This is a genomic window from Nitrospina watsonii, assembly GCF_946900835.1.
In the GTDB taxonomy this organism is placed as follows: domain Bacteria; phylum Nitrospinota; class Nitrospinia; order Nitrospinales; family Nitrospinaceae; genus Nitrospina; species Nitrospina watsonii.
Map to the genome: position 1 here is coordinate 1,665,769 of NZ_OX336137.1, position 23,025 is coordinate 1,688,793.

Below are 23,025 nucleotides of genomic sequence, written 5' to 3' on the forward strand. Positions count from 1 at the left end.
TGAATGCGGAGATTTTGTTTGCAACCCGCCCCCTATCACCTGAACAGAATACCGAATGCTTAAAAACCAACTCAATCTACTCTGGTCCCAACGCTTCTTCCCTCTGTTCGTGACGCAGTTCCTTGGCGCTTTCAACGACAACCTGTTCAAGAACGCGCTGGTCATCCTCATCACCTACGTCGCGGCAGAGCGCGCCGGGTTGAACGCACAGATGATGATCACCGCCGCCGCCGGCATCTTCATCCTGCCCTTCTTCCTGTTTTCCGCCACCGCCGGCCAACTCGCCGACAAGTATGAAAAATCCCAGCTGGTGCGCGTCATCAAATTTGTCGAAATCATACTGATGATGGGCGCGGCCTATGGTTTTTATATCGGGAGCGTCAACCTGCTGATGACCATCCTGTTTCTGATGGGCACGCAGTCGGCATTTTTTGGCCCCATCAAGTACGGCATCCTGCCGGAGCTTCTATTGGAAGACGAGCTCATCGGCGGCAATGCCCTCATCGAGGCCGGGACCTTCATCTCCATTCTGGTCGGCACCATCATTGGCGGCCTGCTGATCCTGCGCGAGGGTGGGGTGTGGATGGTGTCCGGCATCGTCATCACCCTGGCGGGCGTCGGTTTTGCCGGCAGCCTGTTCATCCCGAAACGCGTCGCCGCCGCGCCCAAATTGAAAGTGGATTACAACATCTTCCGCGAAACCTGGAACATCGTCGCCTATTCGCGCAAAAATCGCGACGTGTTTCTGTCCATTCTCGGCATCTCGTGGTTCTGGCTGATCGGCGCCACCTTCCTCGCTCAGTTCCCGACGTACGGCAAGGACATCATCGGCGGCAACGAAGAACTGGTCACACTGTTCCTCACCGTATTCTCCGTCGGCATCGGCATCGGGTCCCTCCTGTGCAATCGCCTGCTGAAAGGCGAGATCGTCGCCACTTACGTGCCGCTCGGCATGCTGGGCATGACGGTGTTCATCATCGATCTTTACTTCGCCAGCCAGCAGACCTTCATCGCCAGCGGGACAGAGATGATCGGGGCCGGGCAGTTTCTCACTCACTTTTCAAGCTGGCGCATTCTGTTCGACATGTTCATGATTTCGATGTGCGGCGGCCTCTATATCGTTCCGTTGTATGCCATCCTGCAATCGCGTTCGGAGACCACGCACCGCTCCCGCACCATCGCCAGCAACAACGTACTGAATGCCCTGTTCATGGTGGTGTCGGCCATCGGCACCGCTGTCATGCTGCAAATCGGGTTCGACATCACCAAGGTGTTCTTGACGCTGGCCATCCTCAACACCTTCGTCGCCCTCTATACCTGCCAGTTGCTGCCCGACGCCCTGGTCAAATCCATCCTCATCTGGCTGTTCCACACCTTTTACAAAGTCGAGATCAAGGGCCTCGAACAATTCAAAAAAGTTGCCGACGGTAAATTCATCATCATCGCCAACCACCTGTCGTTTCTGGATGCCGCGTTGATCGCCGCCTGTACGCCCACGAAACTGACGTTTGCCATCAACACCTTCATCGCCCGTTCGTGGATGGTCAAACCCTTCCTGTTTCTGACCGAGACCTTCGCGCTGGACCCGACCAACCCGATCGCCACGCGCAACCTCATCGAAACCATCCGCAGCGGCGCGCAGGTGGTGATCTTCCCGGAAGGCCGCATCACCACCACCGGATCCCTGATGAAGGTGTACGAGGGACCGGGTATGATCGCCGATAAATCCGGCGCACAGATTCTGCCCGTCCGCATCGACGGCGCCCAGTTCACCCCCTTCTCGCGACTGCGCGGCAAGGTGCCCATCAAATGGTTTCCGAAAATCACCTTGACCTTTCTCGAACCGCGCACCTTCCAGGTGCCGGACAAGGTGAAAGGCCGCAAACGCCGCCGCCTGGCCGCCAGCCAGTTGTACGCACTCATGTCGAACATGCTGTTCGAGAGCACCGATTCGCGCAAAACCCTGTTCGAAGCCGTGCTCACAGCCCGCACCACGCATGGCGGAGGACATGCGGTGGCGGAAGACATCGAACGCAAACCCATCACCTACCGCCAACTCATTCTGCGTTGTTTTATTTTGGGACGCCACATGGCGCGCCGGACCGAACCGAACGAATACGTCGGCGTGCTGCTGCCCAACGCCGTGGGCGCGCTGGTGACGTTTTTCGGGCTGCAGGCGTTCGGGCGCGTCCCCGCCATGCTCAATTTTTCCGTCGGCACCAAAAACATGATCGCCGCCTGCGAGGCCGCGAAAATCCGCAGCGTTTACACCTCGCGCCTGTTCATAGAAAAAGGCAAGCTGCATGACCTGACCGATGCCCTCACCGACGCCGGGCTCCACATCGTGTACCTGGAAGACCTGCGCAAAGAAATCGGCCTGTTGGCCAAGCTGCGCGGCGTGTGGTCCAGCCTGTTTCCCCTGCGCGCCTACCGCAACGCCTGCCGGGGCCAGATCGATCCCGACCGTCCCTGCGTGGTGCTGTTCACTTCCGGTTCCGAAGGCGTGCCCAAGGGCGTCGTGCTGACTCACTTCAACATCCTCGCCAACGTCAACCAGCTGAACGCGCGCATCGATCTCGGCCCCACCGACATCGTGTTCAATTCGCTGCCGGTGTTTCATTCCTTCGGCCTCACCGGCGGCACGCTGCTGCCGGTGCTGTGCGGCCTCAAAACATTTTTTTATCCATCTCCGCTGCACTACCGGCAGATTCCCGAACTCATCTATGACACCAACGCCACCATCATGTTCGGCACCGATACGTTTCTCGCCGGGTACGCCCATTACGGTCACCCTTACGATTTTCACAACCTGCGTTACCTGTTCGCCGGAGCCGAAAAGTTGAGAGAGGAAACGCGCAGGGTGTGGGCGGAAAAATTCGGCATCCGCATTTTTGAAGGGTACGGCGCCACCGAGACCGCGCCGATCCTGTCGCTCAACACGCCGATGCTGAACAAAACCGGCTCGGTGGGTTGCCTGCTGCCCGCCATCCAACAGCGGTTGGAAGCCGTGCCCGGTATCGACGAAGGTGGCCGCTTGTGGGTCACCGGACCCAACGTCATGGCAGGCTACCTGCGGCACACCGACCCCGGCGTGCTGGAGCCTCCGGAAAACCGCTGGTACGACACCGGCGACATCGTCGAGATCGACGAGGAAGGCTTCCTCACCATCAAGGGCCGGGCCAAACGCTTCGCCAAGGTCGGCGGCGAGATGATCTCACTGACCGCCGTCGAATCTTACCTCTCCCACCTGTGGCCGGACTACCAGCACGCGGTGGTCACATTGCCGGATGAAAAAAAGGGCGAGCAAATGGTGCTGGTGACCACACACAAGGAGGCCGCCCGCGACGCCATCGTCCAGCACGTCAAGGCCAACGGACTGGGCGATTTGAGCATTCCCAAACGCATCATGGTGGTCGATGAAGTGCCGCTGCTCGCCACCGGAAAAATCGATTACGTCAAAACGCAGGAACTGGTCAACGCCAACCAGGGTTGATCTTATACGGCGGGATCAACCACCCACCGGCCGCAGGCAACGCCGCTCCTCCAGATAAGAAACCAGAAAGAACAACGCCGTCCCGGCAACCAGGTGTTTCAGCGTGTGGCCACTCACCATGCCTGCTGTGCCGGTAAAGACCCACGCATCGAGCTGTTCGAAGATTTTGGCGACGAGGTACCAGCCGACCAGCTTCACAAAACAAATCGATTTGCTGTAACGCGCCGGGAACAGGACCAACAGAACAGGCAGCAGCAGGATCGGTAGAAACTGAACCAGAATGTAAGGACGCAGATCCCCCTGCCCCAGCGTTTCCGTATGATCCCAGTACAGCACTGAGACGAGACCCAGGAACACCAGCGGACCTAAAGCAAGCAGGCCCAACTCGATGCCCAGCCGGTCGGCGAGAATCAATGCGAATACCGCCATGAACACGATGGCCATCGGCAAACGGTCCCACAGCAACGTGGCGTCGCCGGGCGCCCAGTGGTAATAGGCCGATCCCAATCCGGTCAAGAACGCACCCGTAAAAATCAAAACGAAAAAAATCGTTTCCTGCGGGCGGTAAAAAGTCTGCTCGTGCATGGCGACCCGTTTCAGAGCGGCCAGCCCCATGACACCCACCACCCCAAAAACCAGATTGGAGATGACATCGGCGAAGTTGGGAATGCCCAGAAAACGGATGTGGTCCGCAAAATTGTGGTAATCCGGGTCCTGCGCCAACGGTGGAAATGAAAACACAGCCAGCGTGAAGAGAGCCGCCACGCCAAGCAAAACCCCCATCCGCGTTTTGGAGTTCATGGTTGATCTCCTCTATAAAATGCACCGTGTTGCAGAAAGTGCAGGGTCTGCGCCATCGCTTTCTCGTTACGCATGATGAACGTGTGCGTGGCGTGCACCACAATATGATCCTTCATGCCGGGAACCTGGGTGCGCTCGATGGACACCTTGCCGTCACTCGGTCCCGCGATGATCGCCGACGACAAGGGATCCAGCGAACGGTCGCCCGCAACCACTCCAAATTCAAAATCAATGTCGCCGAAACGAGCGCGGCAGCCATCCCGATTCGTACCCAGCTCCTGTCCGGCGGGACCGTATATCCACTTGAACAGGAAATTGTTTTTGAGAAAATCCGCCACTTCGCTGCCGCCGTTGGGAGGCGCCAGCATCACCACCCGTCCCAGATGAGGCGGCCGGTGTTTCTGCACGAGGCCACGCACAATCAACGCGCCCATCGAATAACCCACGAAGTGAATGGTCCGGTCTTTCTCCAGATTCAAAGCCTGCATCATCTGATGCAGGCGCTCCACCAATTCATCCATACAATAACGCGTGGAAGGGTAATCGATGTTGACTGCCGCATAGCCGTGCTTTGTCAGATAATCGGCGAGCGGGGCCATCGATCGGTTGGTGCGGGCGATGCCGTGCAGAAGCACAACATACTCCGGTTCTCCACCTATGCCGGCAAGGCGCTCTCCACCGGGATCAGAGTCCTGCGCAACCATCCTGTCTTCCTTCCGTCGGATTTTGCTTTCATAAGAAGATTGCAACCCCTCCGGGTGAACCTCTACTATAAAGGAAGCACCTCCAATCACCCATCTGGATTCGACCGGAAAGGCGGCACGGCTTGGAACACCCCTTGTTCAAAAAAATCGCGTTCATCCACTACGGCACCCTGGATCTGGACCGCGCCGTCGAATTCTACCAGAACGTGCTCGGCTTGAAACTGATGTTCAAGGTGGACGACTGGGCCGAATTCGACCTCGACGGGCAGCGGCTGGCGTTACGCCGGGTGGACCGCTGGGAACCGGAAGCCGCCGCCGGGGCCATGGTGCATCTCGAAGCCCGGCCCATCGAACTGATGGTGGAAGTCTTGAAAAATAAAGGCGTCCATTTCGTCCACGCAGTGCAGGAATTCCCCTACGGCAAGCTGGCGACGCTTCTCGATCCGGACGGCAACCGGATCGGCCTGTATCAACCACCCGGCGAAAAAAAACCGGCGTAATTGGTTAAAGTTCAATCGGATTTATTGTAAGATAAGGATCATGAACAACCCGCTGACGCATTTCAATGAAGAGGGCCGCGCCCGCATGGTGGATGTCTCGGAAAAGAGCGTCACCGAACGCATCGCCACCGCCCAGGGCACGGTGTACATGCAACCGGAGACCCTGCGGCTGATCCAGGAAGGCCGCATCAAAAAAGGCGACGTGCTGGCCGTGGCGCAGGTGGCGGGCATCCAGGGCGCGAAAAAGACCTCGGATGTCATCCCCATGTGCCATCCGTTGTTGTTGACCGGGGTGGACATCCAATTTGAAGAATACCCGGAACCCGGCGCCCACGGCCTGAGTTCCATCGGCATCACCGCCACGGTCAAGGTCACCGGGCAGACCGGCGTCGAGATGGAAGCACTGACGGCCGTCTCCATGGCCGCCCTCACCATCTACGACATGTGCAAGGCGGTTGACCGCGACATGTTTTTCAATCAAATCGGCCTGACATACAAAACCGGTGGCAAGTCCGGGACGTTCACCCGCCAAAACGTATCGGAGGTTTGAGGCATGGTTACCGTGAAATACTTCGCCAACCTCCGGCAACTGGCCGGCAAGGAAGAAGACCGGTTCGATCTCGAAGGCGAGGTCACGCTGGAAGCCCTGACTCACATGATCGGCAAAACCCTGCCGCAGATCGGTGAGATGGTGCGCCAGAAAAAAATTATGATTTCCATCAATTACGACGTGATGCCTTTGGACACGGTGGTCCGCGACGGCGATGAGATCGCGCTGTTGCCCCCCTTCTCCGGCGGCATGTGACCATTTGTTGAGGAACGTTTCATGAGCACGGCAACCGAATCCAAAGTCCGCATCCAAAAAGAAGATTTCAACGTTCACGATGAAATCGAAGTGATGAAGAAACCCTCCCGCAACATCGGCGGCATCACCACCTTCCTGGGTACGGGCCGCGAGTTGAACAAGGGACAGAACATCACCGAATTGAATTTCGAGCATTACCCGCAGATGGCGGAGAAAAAGCTCGCGGACATCCGCGACAAAGCCATCCGGGATTTCGGCATCATCGACATGAGCATCATCCACCGCATCGGCTACATCGACATCGGCGAGAACATCGTGCTCATCATCGCCTGCGGCGAGCACCGGCAGGAAACGTTCAAAGCCTGCGAATGGGCCATTGCCGAACTCAAGCGCACCACGCCGATCTGGAAACGCGAGACCACGTCCACAGGCGAAGTCTGGGTGCAGGCCACTCCATAATCACCACCCCGGCACGCGCAATAACATGCAGCTCCGCCTACCCAGGCGCTGACGATTTGATTGCTGTCGTTCGACCGGGCCAGTTCGTCCAGTCCGGCCCGTTGTTCTTCACACACCCTATTGATCGAACTGCCAATGCCTGCGCCTGCGGACACATCCACCCTGGTCCTCACCGTCAACACCCGCCTCGCGCGCTGGCTTTCTCTGCAACACAATCGCCGCCAGGCCGCATCCCAAACCGTCTGGCAGACGCCGCGCATCGTGCCCTTCGAAACCTGGTTGCGGCAAACGTGGATCGAGTCCTGGCCGCAGCAACATGTGTTATCCGGCCTGCAATCCCGCAAGGTATGGGAACGCATCATCCGCAACGATATCCACACCTCGCAGCTCGACCTGCTGCACCTGCAAGGCGCGGCCCTTCAGGCGGCGGAAGCCTTTGGCCTGATCCACCAGTATCAGGTCGATCCCAACCCCAACCATTACACGCTTTCGGAGGAGAGCCATGCCTTCCATCGCTGGCAATCGCAGTACCGGGATCAATTGAAAAAATGGAACGCCCTCGACCCGGCACAAATTTTGTCCGCCGTGCAGGATGCCATGCAGGCCGGAAGGATCGATGTTCCGTCAACCATTCAGTTCGCGGGCTTTGATGAATGGACGCCGCAACTCCAGCACTTCATCCAATTTTCAGAAGACCAGGGCGCAACCATTTCGTATTACCCGGAACCGTCCGCCGCCGCGGACGCCGATCCACGCGCGTGGATTCGTGAGCAGACGCATTCGGTCCGGCTCTATGCCGATCCGCATGAAGAAGTGATTCAGTGCGCGCGCTGGGTGCGGTCGGTCATGCAACCGGAAACAACCATCGGGCTCATCGTCACCAACATGGAAGACTACCGCGAGTTGCTGGTGCACGAGTTGAAGGCCGAGTTGGCGCCCGATTCGGTGTACTGCTGGGAAGGCAAGGAAGCCCCGTTCAACGTTTCGCTCGGCACGTCGCTGGCCCGCGAGCACATGGTCGGTCTCGCCCTCAATCTGCTGGCTTTGCCCGGACCCTCCATGCCGGCGCAATTGTGTTCTCAATTAATGATCTCGCCCTATTTCGGCAACTGGCCAGCCGAAAAAAGCGCACGTCTGCAATGCGACCGCGCTCTCCGGCGGCAACGCTCCGTTCGCGTGTCCGTCAACCACGCACTGAATTCCACAGAGCTCGCCTCCTGCGAGGCCTTCAGGACCGTGCTGCAAAAATGGAAGGACTGGGGGAACGCTTCCGGCAGCAAACGTCCCGGCCAGTGGGCGCAGCAGATCGCGAAGATGCTGCACGAGATGAACTGGCCGCGTGGCGAACGCACGTTATCCAGCCGGGAATTTCAGGTGCATGATTCCTGGAACGAATGCCTCGATGAACTGGCGACGCTGGACGGTGTGCTGGGGAGTATCGACCGGGTGACTCTGGTCAACACACTGACTCACATTGTGCAGGACAAAATCTTCCAACCCAAGACAAGGGAAGAACCGATCCAGGTGGTGGGGCTGTTGGAAGCGGCGGGTATGCAGTTCGATCACGTGTGGGTGCTCGGTTGCCACGCCGAAAACCTGCCTGCGCCCAACGATCCGAATCCATTCATTCCCTTCACCTTGCAACGCCAGCACCAGTTGCCGCATTGCACACCCAACCGCACCCTCCGTTTTTACGAAACCATCCTGGCGCGCCTGTTGAATGCCGCACCGGATATTCAACTGAGTGCTCCCAAAAGATTGAACGACCGCGAGCTCCTGGTCAGTCCTTTATTGAAATCAATGGAACCGATGGAGCCGGATGCCACCGCGCTGCCCTCGCACCGCCTCATCGACCAATACCACGATCACACCCGGCTGGAAGACCTTGAAGATCGGTCGTACATTACGGTCACAGCAAAAGAATTAGATTTTCTGAGCGGCGGGCATTCCCTGCTGAAGCATCAGGCGGAATGCCCGTTTCGCGCCTTCGCCCTGCACCGCCTCAAGGCCGAGGCCTTACAGGGGTCAGATTTCGAGATGGATGCGCTCGAACGTGGCAAACTCGTGCATCGCACCCTGGAACTTTTCTGGAAACAGGTTAAAACCAAAAGCAATCTGAATGCCCTGGCTGCCAACGGGACGCTTGCCGCAACGGTCGAGGCGCAGGTCGATGCGGTGCTTGCGGAAAAGCCCTTTCTGTTTTTTGGACAAATGGAATTCAAAAAACTGGAATGGGAACGACTCTGCGACCTGACGTTGGAGTGGCTGACCGTCGAGCAGGCACGCGATGATTTTGAAGTGCTTGGCGCAGAAACCCCGATTGAGTATGCCTTGGGTGACTTGCGGCTGCGGCTCCAGATCGATCGCATCGACCGCACGGATGACAAGCAGCTCGTGCTCATCGACTACAAGACGGGCAATCAGTTTCCCGCCACCGGCTGGCATGACGAGCGCATTCTGGAACCGCAACTGCCGCTGTATTGCCTGGCGCACCCTGCCGACGCCATCCTGTTCGCCAAAGTCAACAAGGGGGGATGTGCGTTTAAAGGTATGGGACGCGACGGCCTCGACTTTCCCGGACTCAACAATAAAGCTCCAGACAAGGGCGGGTTCAATGACTGGGACCATGCGGTATCATTATGGCGGGATCGCATGCAGGGGCTTGCCACACAATTTCTGCAAGGATCGGTTCAGGTCGATCCGGTGCCCTCCCCCAGCCCCTGCGACCGTTGCGAGTTGAGTACGTTGTGCCGCAAAGCCGAGTTGCTGATTGCAGCCTCTACCGAAGACGAAGGGGACGATTCATGAGCGGACGCATTCACGATCAGGACCAGCGCGACCGCGCCCTCGATGCCACGCAGTCCTTCATCGTGCAAGCCCCGGCAGGCTCCGGAAAAACCGAGTTACTGATCCAGCGTTTTCTGAAATTGCTGGCGCGGGTGGAGAAACCGGAGCACATCCTCGCCATGACCTTCACCCGCAAGGCCGCGGGAGAAATGCAGACGCGCATCGTCCAGGCATTGACCACGGCGGCTCAGGGCGAACCGCCGGAATCCGAACACAGCCGGCAAACCTATCGGCTGGCGCTGGAAGTGTTGAAGCAGGACGCCCGTCACGAATGGAACCTTCTCGACAATCCCATCCGTCTCAAAATCCAGACCATCGATTCCTTCTGCATGTCCCTGATCAAACAAACGCCCGTGCTCTCCGGCATCGGTTCCTTGCTCGACATCGAGGAAAATGCCGACAACTTGTACCGGCAGACGGCACAACGCATGCTGGCACGATTGGAAGAGGCATCGCCAACAGGGGACGCGGTGCGCCGGCTGCTGAAACGCCTCGACAACAACAAGGGCAAATTTTTGGACCGGATGATCCAACTGCTGCAAAAACGCGATCGCTGGATGCTGACCTTTTTCGAAAATCGCCTCGAAACCCCCTCCTCCACGGAAAGCCGCGACGAACAGGAGCAGGCCTTGAGCGAACTGGTGGAGGCCCGCTTGCAGGCGGCGGACGCCCTGTTTTCCGATGCACTGAAAGCCCAACTCCTGCCCTTTTTCCGTTACGCCGGAGAAAACATCCACGCCAGCCAATCTGGAAGCGACCTGGCCACTCTGAAGGACCTTGCGGAATTCCCAGAACCTCTGTCCACTGGTTTGCCGATCTGGAAAATCATCGCCAGCATGCTGGTCACCGATGGCGGTACGGTCAGAAAGAAAATGGACAAGCGGATGGGATTCCCCGCTAAAAACGATGGCGGCAATCAGGACCTGAAGCAGGAGTATCAATATATATTGGAATCGCTTGCCTCGGACTCAGCGTTGATCGCGGTTCTGAATGACATCAAATCCCTGCCGGAGCCACGCTTCGAAGATTCTGACTGGGAGTTTCTCGAATCCATGTTCCATCTACTTCCGGAAATAGAGAAAGCCTTAAGGCAGGTGTTCATCCAGAGCGGCAACACCGACTACTCGGAGCTGTCCCTGTCTGCATTGACTTCGCTGGGTGGGGAGATGACGCCGACGGACCTGCTGTTGAAATACGACGTCAAGCTGCATCACATTCTGGTCGATGAATTTCAGGACACATCCTACAAACAATACAAGCTGCTGTCCCTGCTCACCGAGGGCTGGACGCCAGACGATGGACGCACGCTGTTCATCGTCGGCGACCCCATGCAGTCCATCTATCGCTTTCGCGATGCGGAGGTTTCTTTCTTCAACAAAGTGAAGCAGAATGGAATCGGTCCCGTCAGCCTGGTGCCCTTGCAATTGAGTTCCAATTTTCGTTCGCAGGCGCACCTCGTGCACTGGGTCAATGCCTGTTTCGAAACACTGGACCGGGAGACGGAATCCGGTGGCACCGCCGATCTGGAAGGTGCCATCGACTACGAGCCTTCGCATGCGGAGCGCGCCGCCACCACCGAACAGGCGGTGGTGTATCATCCTTTTATAAAAACCGAAACCGAGCAGGAAGCGTTCCAGCTTGTTGATGTGATCCGCGGTCTGCAAACCGATCATCCCGGCGCCACGACCGCGATTCTGGTGCGCTCGCGCACTCATCTGGAATCGCTCATGCCGCACCTGCAGGAAGCGGGCATTCCTCTCCGCGCCGAGAACATCGACAAGATCACCGACCGTTCCGCCATCCTCGATCTGTGGTCGCTCATGCGCGCCCTGCTCGATCCGCATGACCGCATCGCCTGGCTGTCGATCCTCCGCGCACCCTGGTGCGGCCTTCATCTGGAAGATCTGCACCGGTTGTGCCTGCTCGACAGCAGCACTCCTTTATGGCAATTGATGAACGAACCGTCGCGGCAACAGACTTTAACCACCGACGGGCAGGCACGGCTGGCACGCATGGTAGAAAAGTTAACGCCGGTTCTCGACGCCCTGCCCGGCGAAAACTTTCGCGATCTGTTGGAAGGTTGCTGGATCGATCTCGGCGGACCCGCCTGCGTCGAGCGCAGCCAGTGGCCGGACATCGACGTGTTTTTCGGGGAAGTTTCCAAGACGCTCGACAAAGGCGACTACGACACGCTGTACCGTTTCGATCGCGTGCTCGAAAGGTTGTACGCCAGCCCCCCGGCGTTGGAAGGCAGTCCGGTGCAGATCATGACCATGCATCAGGCCAAGGGGCTGGAGTTCGATTTCGTGCTGCTGCCGGGTCTCGGCAAGAAAACGGGCAAGGATGAAAAGCAGCTGATTTTCTGGCTGACCCACCAAAAACACATGCTGTTCGCCCCGATTCAGGAAACCGGCGAAAAAGATTCCGCCATCTATAAATTTTTAAACACTCTCAATAAAGCCCGCGATCAACATGAGATGCGCCGCCTGCTCTACGTTTCCGTCACCCGCGCGAAACAGCAACTGCACCTGTTCGGGCACGTGACCCTGGACGACGAAGCCGCTGAAATCAAGAATCCGCCCGCCAACTCCATGCTGGGGCACCTGTGGCCCCATGTGCAAACCGGGTGGGAGGAACAGCTGACGATGGGTTCGACGGGAGGGCCTTCCCAATACCGCCCCAAACCGAAGCCGCCGCATCTGCGCCGGCTGGCCAGGGAGTTTCAGCCGCCCACACCGCCACCCGATATCGAGACCGGGCGGCCGTTGGACATTCGCGAGGAACGCGAGGACCGGCCTCCTTACTACTGGGCGGGCAATGAGGCGCGGTTTCTCGGTAACGTGTTGCATCGCTGCTTCAAGGATATTGCCGACCAGGGGTTGAACACCTGGGACGAAAAAAATCCGGAATCGATGAAGCCCGCGTTCAAGGCGGCTTTGTTGAATGAAGGACTGCCGTTCGATCGGGCCGGGGCGGTGGCGGAAAAAGGCGTGCGCGCCCTCCAAAACATTCTCGATGATGAACAGGTGGGACGCTGGATTTTAGACGCGCATGAAGATGCGGCCAGCGAGTTCGCCCTGACCTTTGCCAAAAAAGACATCTTCTCCAACCGCATCATCGATCGTACTTTTGTCGATGCCGAGGGCACACGCTGGATTATCGACTACAAAACCGGCGAGCACCAAGGAAGTTCCCTGGAAAGTTTTTTTGAAGCAGAAGAAAAACGCTACGCACCGCAGTTGCAGGCTTATGCCGAAATCCTGCGCGCCAAGGGCGAAACCCGTCCCATCAAGCTGGCGCTGTACTACCCTCTGCATCGCCGTCTGGTTGAAGTCTCCTAAGGCAACGGGAATCCTTAATCCGCCATTCAGGATTTTTTGAATATCAGCACGTCGTTTTCCCTGTCCACGCGAATGGTATCGCCTTCGTGTACTTCTTCGTCAAGCAGTTTCAACGACAGCGGGTCCTGCACATATTTTTGAATGACGCGTTTGAGAGGCCGCGCACCAAACACCGGATCGTAACCCTTCTCCGCAAGCAATGCCTTGGCCGCATCGCTCAATTCCAGAGCCATCTGCCGATCCGCAAGCCGCTTTCGCAAATCCCCGATCTGGATTTCCACAATGTCCTTGATCTGGTCGCGGGACAGATTGCGGAAGATCACGATGTCGTCGATCCGGTTCAAAAATTCAGGGCGGAAATGCTGACGCAACTCCTGCCGCACCGCTTCCTGAATGTCTTCATGCCCATGATCCCAGTCTGCGGTTCCGGCTTTTTCCATTTCGCTCATCTGCATGCCCGCTTCCTGGATCATCTTGCCGGCGATGTTGGAGGTCATGAGCACAACCGCATTTTTAAAATCCACCGTCTTGCCGTGACCGTCCGTCAGGCGGCCTTCGTCCAGTATCTGCAGAAAGAGATTGAACACGTCCGGATGCGCCTTCTCGATTTCATCGAGCAGCACCACCGAATACGGTTTGCGGCGAACGTGCTCGGTCAGGTAACCACCCTCTTCATAACCGACATAGCCGGGAGGCGCACCAATGAGGCGGGCGGTGGAATGCTTTTCCATGTACTCGGACATGTCCACGCGAATCATGGCCTGCTCGTCATCGAACAAAAACTCCGCCAGCGTCCGGGCCAGCTGCGTTTTGCCCACACCCGTCGGACCAAGAAATAAAAATGTGCCGATCGGACGGTTCGGATCTTGAATGCCCGCACGCGAGCGGCGGATGGCGTTGGACACCGCTTTCACCGCTTCATCCTGCCCCACCACTTTCTTGTGCAATTCGCCTTCCATAGCGAGAAGGCGTCTGCGTTCCGATTGCATCATCTTATCGACGGGCACACCGGTCCAGCGGGAAACGATGTTGGCGATCTCTTCCTCACCCACCTCTTCATTGAGAATTTTCTTTTCAGTCTGCACCTGTGACAGGTGGCTTTCCAGATCGGCCATTTCTTTTTCCAGGCGCGGCAGTGTGCCGTATTTCAATTCCGCGGCCTGACCCAGCCGTCCTTCGCGCTCGGCCACGTCGCACTCCTGCCGGGCCCGTTCGACTTTTTCCTTCAATTCGCGCTTTTCAGCAATGACTTTCTTTTCACTTTCCCACTGCTGCTTCATGGTTTCGCAGGCAGCACCCAGCGACTCGATTTCTTTTTGGATTTTCTGCAGGCGGTCCTTCGACTGCGCATCGGATTCCTTCTTCAAGGCTTCCCGTTCGATTTCCAACTGCATGATCTTGCGCTGGTATTCATCGATTTCGGCGGGAAGCGAATCGATCTGCATACGCAGGCTGGAAGCCGCTTCATCGATCAGGTCGATCGCCTTGTCCGGCAGGAAGCGGTCGGAGATGTAGCGGTGCGACAGGCGCGCCGCCGCCAGAATGGCCGCGTCCTGAATGCGCACACCGTGATGCACTTCGTATTTTTCTTTGAGACCGCGCAGGATGGAGATGGTGTCCTCCACCGACGGTTCACCCACCATGACAGGTTGGAAGCGACGCTCCAGCGCCGCGTCCTTTTCAATGTGCTTGCGGTATTCGCGCAACGTGGTGGCGCCGACGCAGTGCAGCTCGCCCCGCGCCAGGGCGGGCTTCAGCATATTGGAAGCGTCCATGGAGCCTTCCGCGGAGCCCGCGCCGATGAGCGTGTGCAGCTCGTCGATGAACAGGATGATCTCGCCTTCGCTGCTGTTGATTTCTTTCAGCACCGCCTTCAGACGTTCTTCAAATTCACCGCGGTACTTGGTGCCCGCCACCAGCGCAGCCAGATCGAGTGCAATAATGCGTTTGTCTTTCAGGCCTTCCGGCACGTCGCCATGCACGATGCGCTGCGCCAGGCCTTCCACGATGGCGGTCTTGCCGACGCCGGGTTCGCCAATCAACACGGGATTGTTTTTGGTGCGGCGTGACAACACCTGCACCACGCGGCGAATTTCCGCATCGCGTCCGATCACCGGATCGAGCTTGCTGGAGCTGGCCTTCTGCGTGAGGTCGATGCAGTATTTTTCGAGCACCTGGTATTTCGCTTCGGGATCCTGGTCGGTCACCCGCTGCGAACCGCGCAGCGTGGTGAGCGCCATCAGCAGATCTTCGCGTTTGATGCCGTGGGATTTGAACAGTTTTCCGGCGTGGGTTTTGATATCGGCGGCCACCGCCAGCAACACGTGCTCGGCATTCACAAACTCATCCTTGATCTGGCGGGCTTCTTCAAACGCCTTGTCGAGGATGTCCTTGAGGCCGGTGGATAGATGGACCTGGCTGGATGCGCCTTCCACTTTCGGGTACTTATTGGCCTGCTCCTGAAGATCGGCAACCAGGCGGGTTGTGTCCGCACCCGCTTTGCCGATCAATACGGGAGCGATGCCCTCCGTATCCTTCAACAGGGGCAACAGCAGGTGTTCGCATTCGATGGCCTGCTGGCGCGCCTCTTCGCACAAGGCCTGCGCCTCCATCACTGCGTTCTGTAATTTGATGGTCATCCGGTCAAAGCGCATCTTGAAATCTCCTTGCAACAAAAACGTTGTCTGAGATTCAAATAAGATGCCGGGCCGGACCGGTCAAGGCGGGAAAATCCGGATTTTACGGATGAGAATGGTAACGAAAATCAGAAACGATCAGGCCAGGCCCTGTTCGCCCAGCCAGCGTTCGGCTTCCAGTGCGGCGGCGCAACCGGCCCCGGCGGCGGTAACCGCCTGGCGGTACTTGTGGTCGTGCACATCGCCTGCTGCATAAACCCCTTCGATGTTGGTTTCCTGGGTGCCGGGTTTGATTTTGATGTAGCCGGTTTCGTCGAGATCGATCTGTCCCACAAACGGCTGCGTGTTCGGCGTGTGGCCGATGGCGTAAAAAATTCCCGCCACTTCGAGGTCGTGCGCTTCGTTGGTTTTGACATTGCGCACGCGAGCGCCGGTGACAAACTGGTCGCCCAGTGCGTCTTCCAGAACCGTGTCCCAGACCATCTCGATCTTTTCATTTTTGAGCGCCCGTTCCTGCATGATCTTGGAGGCGCGCAAGGCGTCGCGGCGATGCACCAGATAGACCACGGTGCCGAACTTGGTGAGATACGTGGCTTCTTCAACCGCCGTATCGCCGCCGCCGATCACCATGAGCGGCTGGTTGCGGAAAAACGGCAAGGCGCCGTCGCACACGGCGCAGGCGGACATACCCTGGTTCCACAATTTTTCTTCACTGGGCACGCCCATGCGCTTGGCGGTGGCGCCGGTGGAGATGATCACCGAATGCGCGAACACCTCCGTCTTATCGCCTTGGATGCGAAACGGACGTTTGGAAAAATCCACTTCGTGCACGTCTTCCTGCACCATCACGGTGCCGAAACGTTCGGATTGTTTGCGGAATAGCTGCATCAGTTCGGGACCGTTGACGCCGTCCGGAAATCCCGGATAATTTTCCACGTCGGTGGTGGTGGTCAATTGGCCACCTGCCGAACCGCCGACCACATAACCTTCGTACATGAACGGTTCGAGGTTGGCGCGCGCTGCATAAATCGCCGCCGTGTGGCCAGCCGGTCCCGATCCGATGATTGCCAGTTTTTTCACGTCGTCCGCCATGTGCGTATCCTTTCTAACATCCCGGCTGCGGCGGGCATGTGCTCACGCCGGATTGCCGCATGCTGAGGATGAGGTCTTTGGGTTTGGATGAGTTCCCACCCGGAAAGGTTTCGCGCTCCGGATTAGGGTCCGATCAGACCGTCAGGTTTCCGTTCAACGATTCATTGATGGTCTGTCGGATGCGGGCTTCGTCGGCCGGTAATTCGTAAGGCTTGAACAAACAGTCCGGTTCGACGCCGCGCAGGGTGTTGGAATGGTATTTAACCAGAAAATCCGTGAACTTCAAACCGTTGGCCGTGGAAATGACGACCACCCGGTCGTTCTTCTTGATCTCACCGCGCTGGACCAGTTTTTCCATGACCGCCAGCGCCACGCCGGTATGCGGGCAGCACAGCAGTCCTGTTTTGTTGGCCCGTCCCACGGCATTGGCCAGTTCGTTTTCACTGGCTTCCTCGACGATGCCGTCGAATTTTGTCAAGGCGCGGATGGCTTTTTTCACGCTGACGGGTGCGCCGATCTGGATGGCGCTGGCCAGGGTGCGGCGCGCCTGAATGGCCTTGAACGATTTGAAACCGCGCTTGTAACTGCGGAACAACGGATTGGCGCGGGAAGCCTGGGCACAGACCAGGCGCGGCAGTTTCTTAATGATCCCCAGTTCGTACATCATCTCGAAGCCTTTGCCCAGCGCGCTGACGTTGCCGAGGTTGCCGCCGGGCACGATGATGAAGTCAGGCACTTCCTGATCGAATTGCTGGATCAATTCAAAGCTGATGGTCTTCTGTCCTTCCAGCCTGAGCGAGTTCATCGAGTTCGCCAGGTAGATTTCCTTTTCCTTGCAGATGCTCTGCACGATCTTCATGCAGCCGTCGAAATCGGTATCCAGCGAAAACGTCATCACCCCATGCGTGATGGGCTGGATCAACTGCGTCATCGAAATTTTGTTGCGCGGCAGGAACACGATGGCCGGGATGCCGGCGACAGCGCAGTACGCGGCGAGCGACGCGGAGGTGTCTCCGGTGGAAGCGCAGGCCACAGCCTTGATGTCCTGCCCCTCGCTGCGCATCTGCTTGACCATGGAAACGAGTACGGTCATGCCAAGGTCTTTGAACGAACCGGAATGCGCCATGCCGCACTGCTTGACCCACAATTCTTCCAGGCCCAACTGGTGCCCAAGACGTTCCGCCCAGAACAGGTTGCTGCCGCCTTCGTAGGTGGACACGATGTTGTCGTTGTCCAGGTTCGGGCAGACCAGTTCCTTTTTGCCCCACACGGAACTGCCGTAAGGCCAATCGTGGCGACGGTACCGTTCATCGAACAGGCTTTGCCATTCCTGCGGAGAACGCTTCTTCAGCTTTTCCATGTCGTGGGTGACTTCCAGCAAATCGCCGCAGTCCGGGCAATTGTAGATCACCTCGTTGAGCTGATAGCGCCCCGAACAACCATTGATGCACTGGAACCAGGCATCGAATTCGAGCGCTACCTCTCCACTCTTATGAGAACCGTTTTCTCGCATACCACATCCAATTGTTCGATTTCTTTTAAAGCCTGCTGAATATTTTTCTCTCGTGCATGGTGCGTCATCATCACCAGAGGCACGCCTTTACCATCTACATTACGTCCCCGCTGGATCATGGACTCGATGCTGATCTCATGCTTCCCAAGAATACCAGAAATTTTCGACAAAACACCCGGTTTGTCCATTACCAGAAACCGCAAAAAATACTCCCCTTCGATGTTCTGGGTGGATTTGAGCGGGATTTTGCGGACGCTACGGGCCTGAAAAGACTGGGCCGGGACGCGCTCGGACGCACCGGAAATGATATTGCGGGCGATTTCCACGATGTCCCCCACCACGGCACTACCCGTGGGCAGGGACCCGGCGCCGTGGCCGACCAACACATTTTCTTCCATGAGATCGTCGCGGACCATGATGGCATTCAGCACTCCGTTCACATTCGCCATCGGTTTCGATTCCGGAATCATGGCCGGGTGCACGCGAATGTCCAGTTCCTTGCCGTCGAACTTGGAAACCGCCAACAGCTTGATGCGAAACCCGAACTCGCGGGCGCATTTGATATCAATCGGCGTGATGCAGCTGATGCCCTGAATGTAGATGTCCTCAAAGTGGACCGACGTGCCGAACGACAGACGGCTCAGGATGGCGATCTTGTGGGCGGAGTCGATGCCCTCGACGTCGAACGTCGGATCGGCTTCGGCAAACCCTTTCTCCTGCGCCTCCTTCAACACCACTTCGAAATCCAGGTTCTCATCCGTCATCTTGCTCAAGATGTAATTGGCGGTGCCGTTGACGATGCCTTCGATGGCCTCGATGCGGTTGGCGACGAAAGCTTCGCGGATGGAGCGGATGATGGGGATGGCGCCGCCCACCGCCGCTTCGAAACCCAGGCTCACTTTGTGTTTTTCCGCTGCGGCGAACAATTCATCGCCGTGTTTGGCGAGCAGGGCCTTGTTGGCGGTGACCACGTGCTTGCCGTGCTCGAAGGCTTTCAGGATCAGATCGCGCGCCGGTTCGGAACCGCCGATCAACTCCACCACCACATCGACTTCGGGATGGTTGACCACATCGTAGGCGTTGGTGGTGAGGCAGTTCGCATCCACTTCCACCCCACGTGGGGTTTTAATATCGAGATCGGCGATGGACACCACGTCCACGGCCGCGCCGAGTCGATCGATGATGTTCTGCCGGTTCTTTTGCAGAATCTGAACCATGCCGGCGCCAATGGTGCCGAACCCAATCAAACCTACTTTTACAGTTTTCATATCAATACGGTGAAACGGTTGTTAGAAGATTTCGCGAATGCCGCGGACGGCCTGGCGGATGCGGTGTTCGTTTTCGACGAGAGAAAAGCGGACAAAATCATCGCCGCCTTCACCGAAGCCGATGCCCGGCGAAACCGCCACCTTGGCTTTTTCGAGCAGCAGCTTGGAGAACTCCAGCGACCCCATTTTCTTGAACGGTTCGGGAATTTCCGCCCAGACAAACATGGTCGCCTTCGGCGGCTCCACCGCCCAGCCGATGCGGTTCAACCCGGCGCACAACACATCGCGGCGCACCTTGTACATTTCCCGGATTTCATCGACGCAGTCGCGCGGACCGTCCAACGCAATGATCGATGCGATCTGAATGGGTTGAAACATGCCGTAGTCCTGATAGCTCTTGATCCGGGACAGTGCGTGGATGATGTCGCGGTTGCCGACCATGAAGCCAACCCGCCATCCCGGCATATTGTAGCTTTTCGACAGCGTGAAACTTTCGACACCCACTTCCTTGGCTCCCGGTACCTGCAACAGGCTCGGTGCGCGGTAGCCGTCGAACACCAGGTCCGCATACGCGTAGTCGTGAATCACGATCAACTTGTGCTCGCGCGCGAAGTCCACCACCTTGACGAAGAAATCCAGATCGACCACCTGCGTCGTCGGGTTGTGCGGAAAGTTGAGGATGAGCGCTTTCGGGCGCGGCCAGCTTTGCTTGTACGCGTTCAGCAACGCTTCAAAAAAATCGACGTCCTTCTGCAACGGCACGGAGGTGATGTCCGCATTCGCCAGAATGAAGGCGTAGGTGTGAATCGGGTACGTCGGCGTCGGCACCAGCACACTGTCGCCGGGCCCCGTGATCGCCAGCGCCAGCGATGAAATCCCTTCCTTCGAGCCGATGGTGGCGATGGCTTCTGTTTCCGGGTCGATGTACACGCCGTGCTCGCGCTGGTACCAGTCGGCGATGGCTTTTCTCAATTTGGGAATGCCGCGCGACAACGAATAGCGATGGTTCTGCTGTTTCTGCATCGCCTCGATCATTTTATCGACGATGTGTTTGGGTGTCGGCTGATCCGGATTGCCCATGCCAAAATCGATGATGTCTTCACCACGGCGGCGAGCCTGCAGTTTCAACTCGCCCACGATGTTGAACACGTAGGGAGGCAAACGCTGAATGCGGGGAAATTCATTCATACTTCGAAATCGTCAAATCGGATGATGATGTTGTAAAGCAGGTCCTGCGGATACAATGCGAGAAACGGAGGGGCGGGCAAAAACCTTCAGGCAGGCGCCCGGAACGGCATTCGGCCTTTTACCCTTTGAATCAAAACGTTCTCCCAAGCCAGCGTAAACATAGCATATTTTAACCTGCCTCATCAATTTTATAAATGGGCTCTCCGGCCCTCTCGGTGGTCCGGATATCCTATAATAAATTCAACCTGCGCGCGTGTTCGAGAACGGTGCGGGCGTTGATGCCGATGCCCTGTTTCAGGGCCGCGTTCTGGTAATTCGACATCATGCTGACCACCCCCATGAGGCCGCCGTCACAAGCCACGATGGCCCCGCCGGAATTGCCGAAAAACACTTCGTTGTCCTTGAACAGGATGAACTCGGAATCCTTCAGCAGCTCTTTTTTCTTGATCCGGGCTTTTTGCAAAGAGTAGTATTTGCGATTGGGGTGCCCGACGATCATCAGCTCGCTGTCTCCGTCCCCCTTCAACTTGAGGTCCAGGAAGGAAGAGTGGGAACGCCGGGTGGTGACGAACGCCAGGTCCAGATTCGGGACGCGGTGCACGGAATCGATGTCGATCGTCCTCCCCGGCCGGGCCAGGTCGTCGCCCGGAAAGTCGGGCAGCACCACCTCGATCGACGTTCCATCCACCACATGCCGCGCCGTTGCGATCAGGCGCGGGCCGATGAACACACCGGCGCCGATCGAATGATCCACTTTGATCAATACCGTGGCCCGGGCCACCTGCCGGTACAGGCGCTGCGGGGTCTCGCAGTCGATCCCCTTGCCGATCAGATGCCGGTCCAGTTCGTTTTCCGGAGGATTGAAGAACAGCCGCACCGCGCGCTTGATGCGCTTCGGGTACGTGTTTTCCGGATCGGTCATCGCCAGCCGCTGGTTGCTGAGGGCGATCACCCCCAGCACGACGAAGAAAACGATCCAGCCTTTATTTTTTCGATAATCGAATTGCATAGGTGCCAATGGAAGATATTCAGGCAATCCTGCTGGGCCTGATTCAGGGCCTCACCGAGTTTTTACCGGTCTCCAGCTCCGGGCATTTGATCCTGGTACCGATTCTGTTTGATTTTGAGGATCAGGGGCTGGCCATGGACGCCATCCTGCACCTGGCCACCCTGCTCGCCATCATCATATTCTTTCGCACCGAACTGTGGCAACTGCTCGCTGCTCTCTTTGACAAACAAAATCAGCCGGACCGGCATCGCGTTGTCTGGGGCATTGCCGCCGCCACCGTGCCGGCCGGAGTTCTGGGGCTGACGCTGGGGGACTGGATCGAAACCAACCTGAGGAACCCCACCTTCGTCGGCGGCAACCTGATTTTCTGGTCCTTGATTTTCTGGTGGGCGGATCGCGGCGCCTCCCGCACGGATGGCGGCGAAGCGGAGTTAACGAGGCTTTCCTTCAAACAAATCCTCATGATCGGCTGTGCTCAGGCGGTGGCCTTATTTCCGGGGACGTCCCGTTCGGGGATCACCATTGCGGCGGGGTTATTTATGAGTCTGTCACAACCGGCGGCGGCACGGTTCGCGTTCCTGCTGGGAACCCCGGCCATTCTGGCGGCGGGCCTGCACAAAACCGTTTCCGTTGTGACCAGCCCGGAACAAACCCTGCTGTTCACCCACGGGCAGATGGCGGTCGCCTTCGGCATCGCATTTTTATCCGGTTACCTGGCGATCAAACTGCTGCTGGCCATTGTCAGCCGGGTGGGATTGATGCCTTTTGTCATTTACCGTTTGATCCTGGGCGGCATCCTGCTGGTTTGGTACTGACCCCATAAAAAAAAGCCGGACCCCCCGAAGGTGGCCCGGCCCTTTTCTTTGAGCGCTTACAAATTATTTGCAGTTGACGACGAGGTCAACGGTGCCGTTGTTGGTGATGCGAACTTCACCACTGATGTCACCAATCGAATCGCCGCGGCTGAAGTTGTTTTGATGCGTCAGCGTCACAACCTTACGGCCCATGCTGTGCTTGTCTGCCATGCCAACTTTACGCTCGCCCTCAAAACCATAGTTCTCACCCGGTCCTAAGCTGATCGGTATGGTTGTGGCGTTGGAAGATTTCCAAATGACGGCATTGGCGTTGGCGCGATCCCCTGCACTGGAATTACCAGAAGCTTCCAAAGTGATTTCTTTGGCATCCACACAGGATGTCTTGTCACCGGGCTTCAAGGTTCCGGCAAAGGCGGAAGCGGAAAAACAGAGCGTGAGCACAGCGATAACAGCTACGAACAAGACTTTTCTCATAACGGACCTCCCTTACCCAATTAATATTAAACATTGCCCCATTAAGTTTTGGATCCTTCCAGAATGCCCCTGTGGACCCA

The 23,025-nt window shown here is 57.5% G+C and carries 17 protein-coding genes; 8 read left to right on the forward strand and 9 right to left on the reverse strand.

What is annotated here, in order from left to right; genetic code table 11:
• Positions 1-55: 55 nt before the first annotated feature.
• Complete coding sequence (locus QML71_RS07710; RefSeq protein ID WP_282011343.1) at positions 56-3,493, forward strand: acyl-[ACP]--phospholipid O-acyltransferase; 3,438 nt, start codon at positions 56-58, stop codon at positions 3,491-3,493.
• A gap of 15 nt (positions 3,494-3,508) precedes the next feature.
• On the opposite strand, the gene QML71_RS07715 is transcribed toward QML71_RS07710, so the two are convergent.
• A complete protein-coding gene (locus QML71_RS07715; protein WP_282011344.1) occupies positions 3,509-4,294 on the reverse strand; it encodes a hypothetical protein in 786 nt (261 codons plus the stop codon).
• Positions 4,291-4,998: an alpha/beta hydrolase gene (locus tag QML71_RS07720; protein WP_282011345.1), complete on the reverse strand. Its 708-nt coding sequence runs from the start codon at positions 4,996-4,998 to the stop codon at positions 4,291-4,293. The genes QML71_RS07715 and QML71_RS07720 overlap by 4 nt, the downstream gene beginning before the upstream one ends.
• Positions 4,999-5,132: 134 nt before the next feature.
• On the opposite strand from QML71_RS07720, the gene QML71_RS07725 reads away from it, so the two are divergent.
• The 6 genes from QML71_RS07725 to QML71_RS07750 all read left to right on the forward strand — a co-directional run bounded on the left by QML71_RS07725 (position 5,133) and on the right by QML71_RS07750 (position 12,950).
• Positions 5,133-5,498, forward strand: coding sequence for a VOC family protein (locus tag QML71_RS07725; protein WP_282011346.1), 366 nt, complete (start codon positions 5,133-5,135; stop codon positions 5,496-5,498).
• A 40-nt stretch (positions 5,499-5,538) separates the two neighbouring features.
• Positions 5,539-6,048, forward strand: a complete 510-nt coding sequence (moaC, locus tag QML71_RS07730) for a cyclic pyranopterin monophosphate synthase MoaC (RefSeq protein ID WP_282011347.1) — start codon at positions 5,539-5,541, stop codon at positions 6,046-6,048.
• Between the two features lie 3 nt (positions 6,049-6,051).
• On the forward strand, positions 6,052-6,303 hold the full coding sequence (locus QML71_RS07735) for a MoaD/ThiS family protein (RefSeq protein ID WP_282011348.1): 252 nt from the start codon (positions 6,052-6,054) through the stop codon (positions 6,301-6,303).
• Between the two features lie 21 nt (positions 6,304-6,324).
• Entirely contained in the window at positions 6,325-6,762 is a 438-nt protein-coding gene (locus QML71_RS07740; RefSeq protein ID WP_282011349.1) for a molybdenum cofactor biosynthesis protein MoaE, read from the forward strand.
• Positions 6,763-6,897: 135 nt separating this feature from the next.
• Positions 6,898-9,570, forward strand: coding sequence for a PD-(D/E)XK nuclease family protein (locus tag QML71_RS07745; protein WP_282011350.1), 2,673 nt, complete (start codon positions 6,898-6,900; stop codon positions 9,568-9,570).
• Positions 9,567-12,950 carry a UvrD-helicase domain-containing protein gene (locus QML71_RS07750; RefSeq protein ID WP_282011351.1) on the forward strand — a complete coding sequence of 1,128 codons (3,384 nt, stop codon included), beginning with the start codon at positions 9,567-9,569 and terminating at the stop codon, positions 12,948-12,950. Before QML71_RS07745 ends, QML71_RS07750 begins: the two co-directional genes overlap by 4 nt.
• A gap of 26 nt (positions 12,951-12,976) precedes the next feature.
• Here the strand turns inward: QML71_RS07750 and clpB are convergent, their stop codons facing one another.
• The 6 genes from clpB to QML71_RS07780 form a co-directional block, all read right to left on the reverse strand.
• Positions 12,977-15,604, reverse strand: coding sequence for an ATP-dependent chaperone ClpB (clpB, locus tag QML71_RS07755; RefSeq protein WP_282011352.1), 2,628 nt, complete (start codon positions 15,602-15,604; stop codon positions 12,977-12,979).
• 120 nt (positions 15,605-15,724) lie between these two features.
• Positions 15,725-16,678, reverse strand: a complete 954-nt coding sequence (gene trxB, locus QML71_RS07760; RefSeq protein ID WP_282011353.1) for a thioredoxin-disulfide reductase — start codon at positions 16,676-16,678, stop codon at positions 15,725-15,727.
• Between the two features lie 133 nt (positions 16,679-16,811).
• A complete protein-coding gene (gene thrC, locus QML71_RS07765) occupies positions 16,812-18,191 on the reverse strand; it encodes a threonine synthase (protein WP_282011354.1) in 1,380 nt (459 codons plus the stop codon).
• The gene (locus tag QML71_RS07770; protein ID WP_282011355.1) at positions 18,155-19,459 is read right to left on the reverse strand and encodes a homoserine dehydrogenase; all 1,305 of its coding nucleotides are present in this window, start codon (positions 19,457-19,459) and stop codon (positions 18,155-18,157) included. Before QML71_RS07770 ends, thrC begins: the two co-directional genes overlap by 37 nt.
• A 21-nt stretch (positions 19,460-19,480) precedes the next feature.
• On the reverse strand, positions 19,481-20,647 hold the full coding sequence (alaC, locus tag QML71_RS07775; protein ID WP_282011356.1) for an alanine transaminase: 1,167 nt from the start codon (positions 20,645-20,647) through the stop codon (positions 19,481-19,483).
• A gap of 229 nt (positions 20,648-20,876) precedes the next feature.
• Positions 20,877-21,656 (reverse strand): S1 family peptidase, encoded by a 780-nt coding sequence (locus tag QML71_RS07780; RefSeq protein ID WP_282011357.1) that lies wholly within the window; start codon positions 21,654-21,656, stop codon positions 20,877-20,879.
• Between the two features lie 8 nt (positions 21,657-21,664).
• Between QML71_RS07780 and QML71_RS07785 the strand changes: the two genes are divergently transcribed.
• A complete protein-coding gene (locus tag QML71_RS07785) occupies positions 21,665-22,471 on the forward strand; it encodes an undecaprenyl-diphosphate phosphatase (RefSeq protein ID WP_282011358.1) in 807 nt (268 codons plus the stop codon).
• 63 nt (positions 22,472-22,534) lie between these two features.
• On the opposite strand, the gene QML71_RS07790 is transcribed toward QML71_RS07785, so the two are convergent.
• On the reverse strand, positions 22,535-22,945 hold the full coding sequence (locus QML71_RS07790; RefSeq protein ID WP_282011359.1) for a hypothetical protein: 411 nt from the start codon (positions 22,943-22,945) through the stop codon (positions 22,535-22,537).
• Positions 22,946-23,025: the final 80 nt, after the last annotated feature.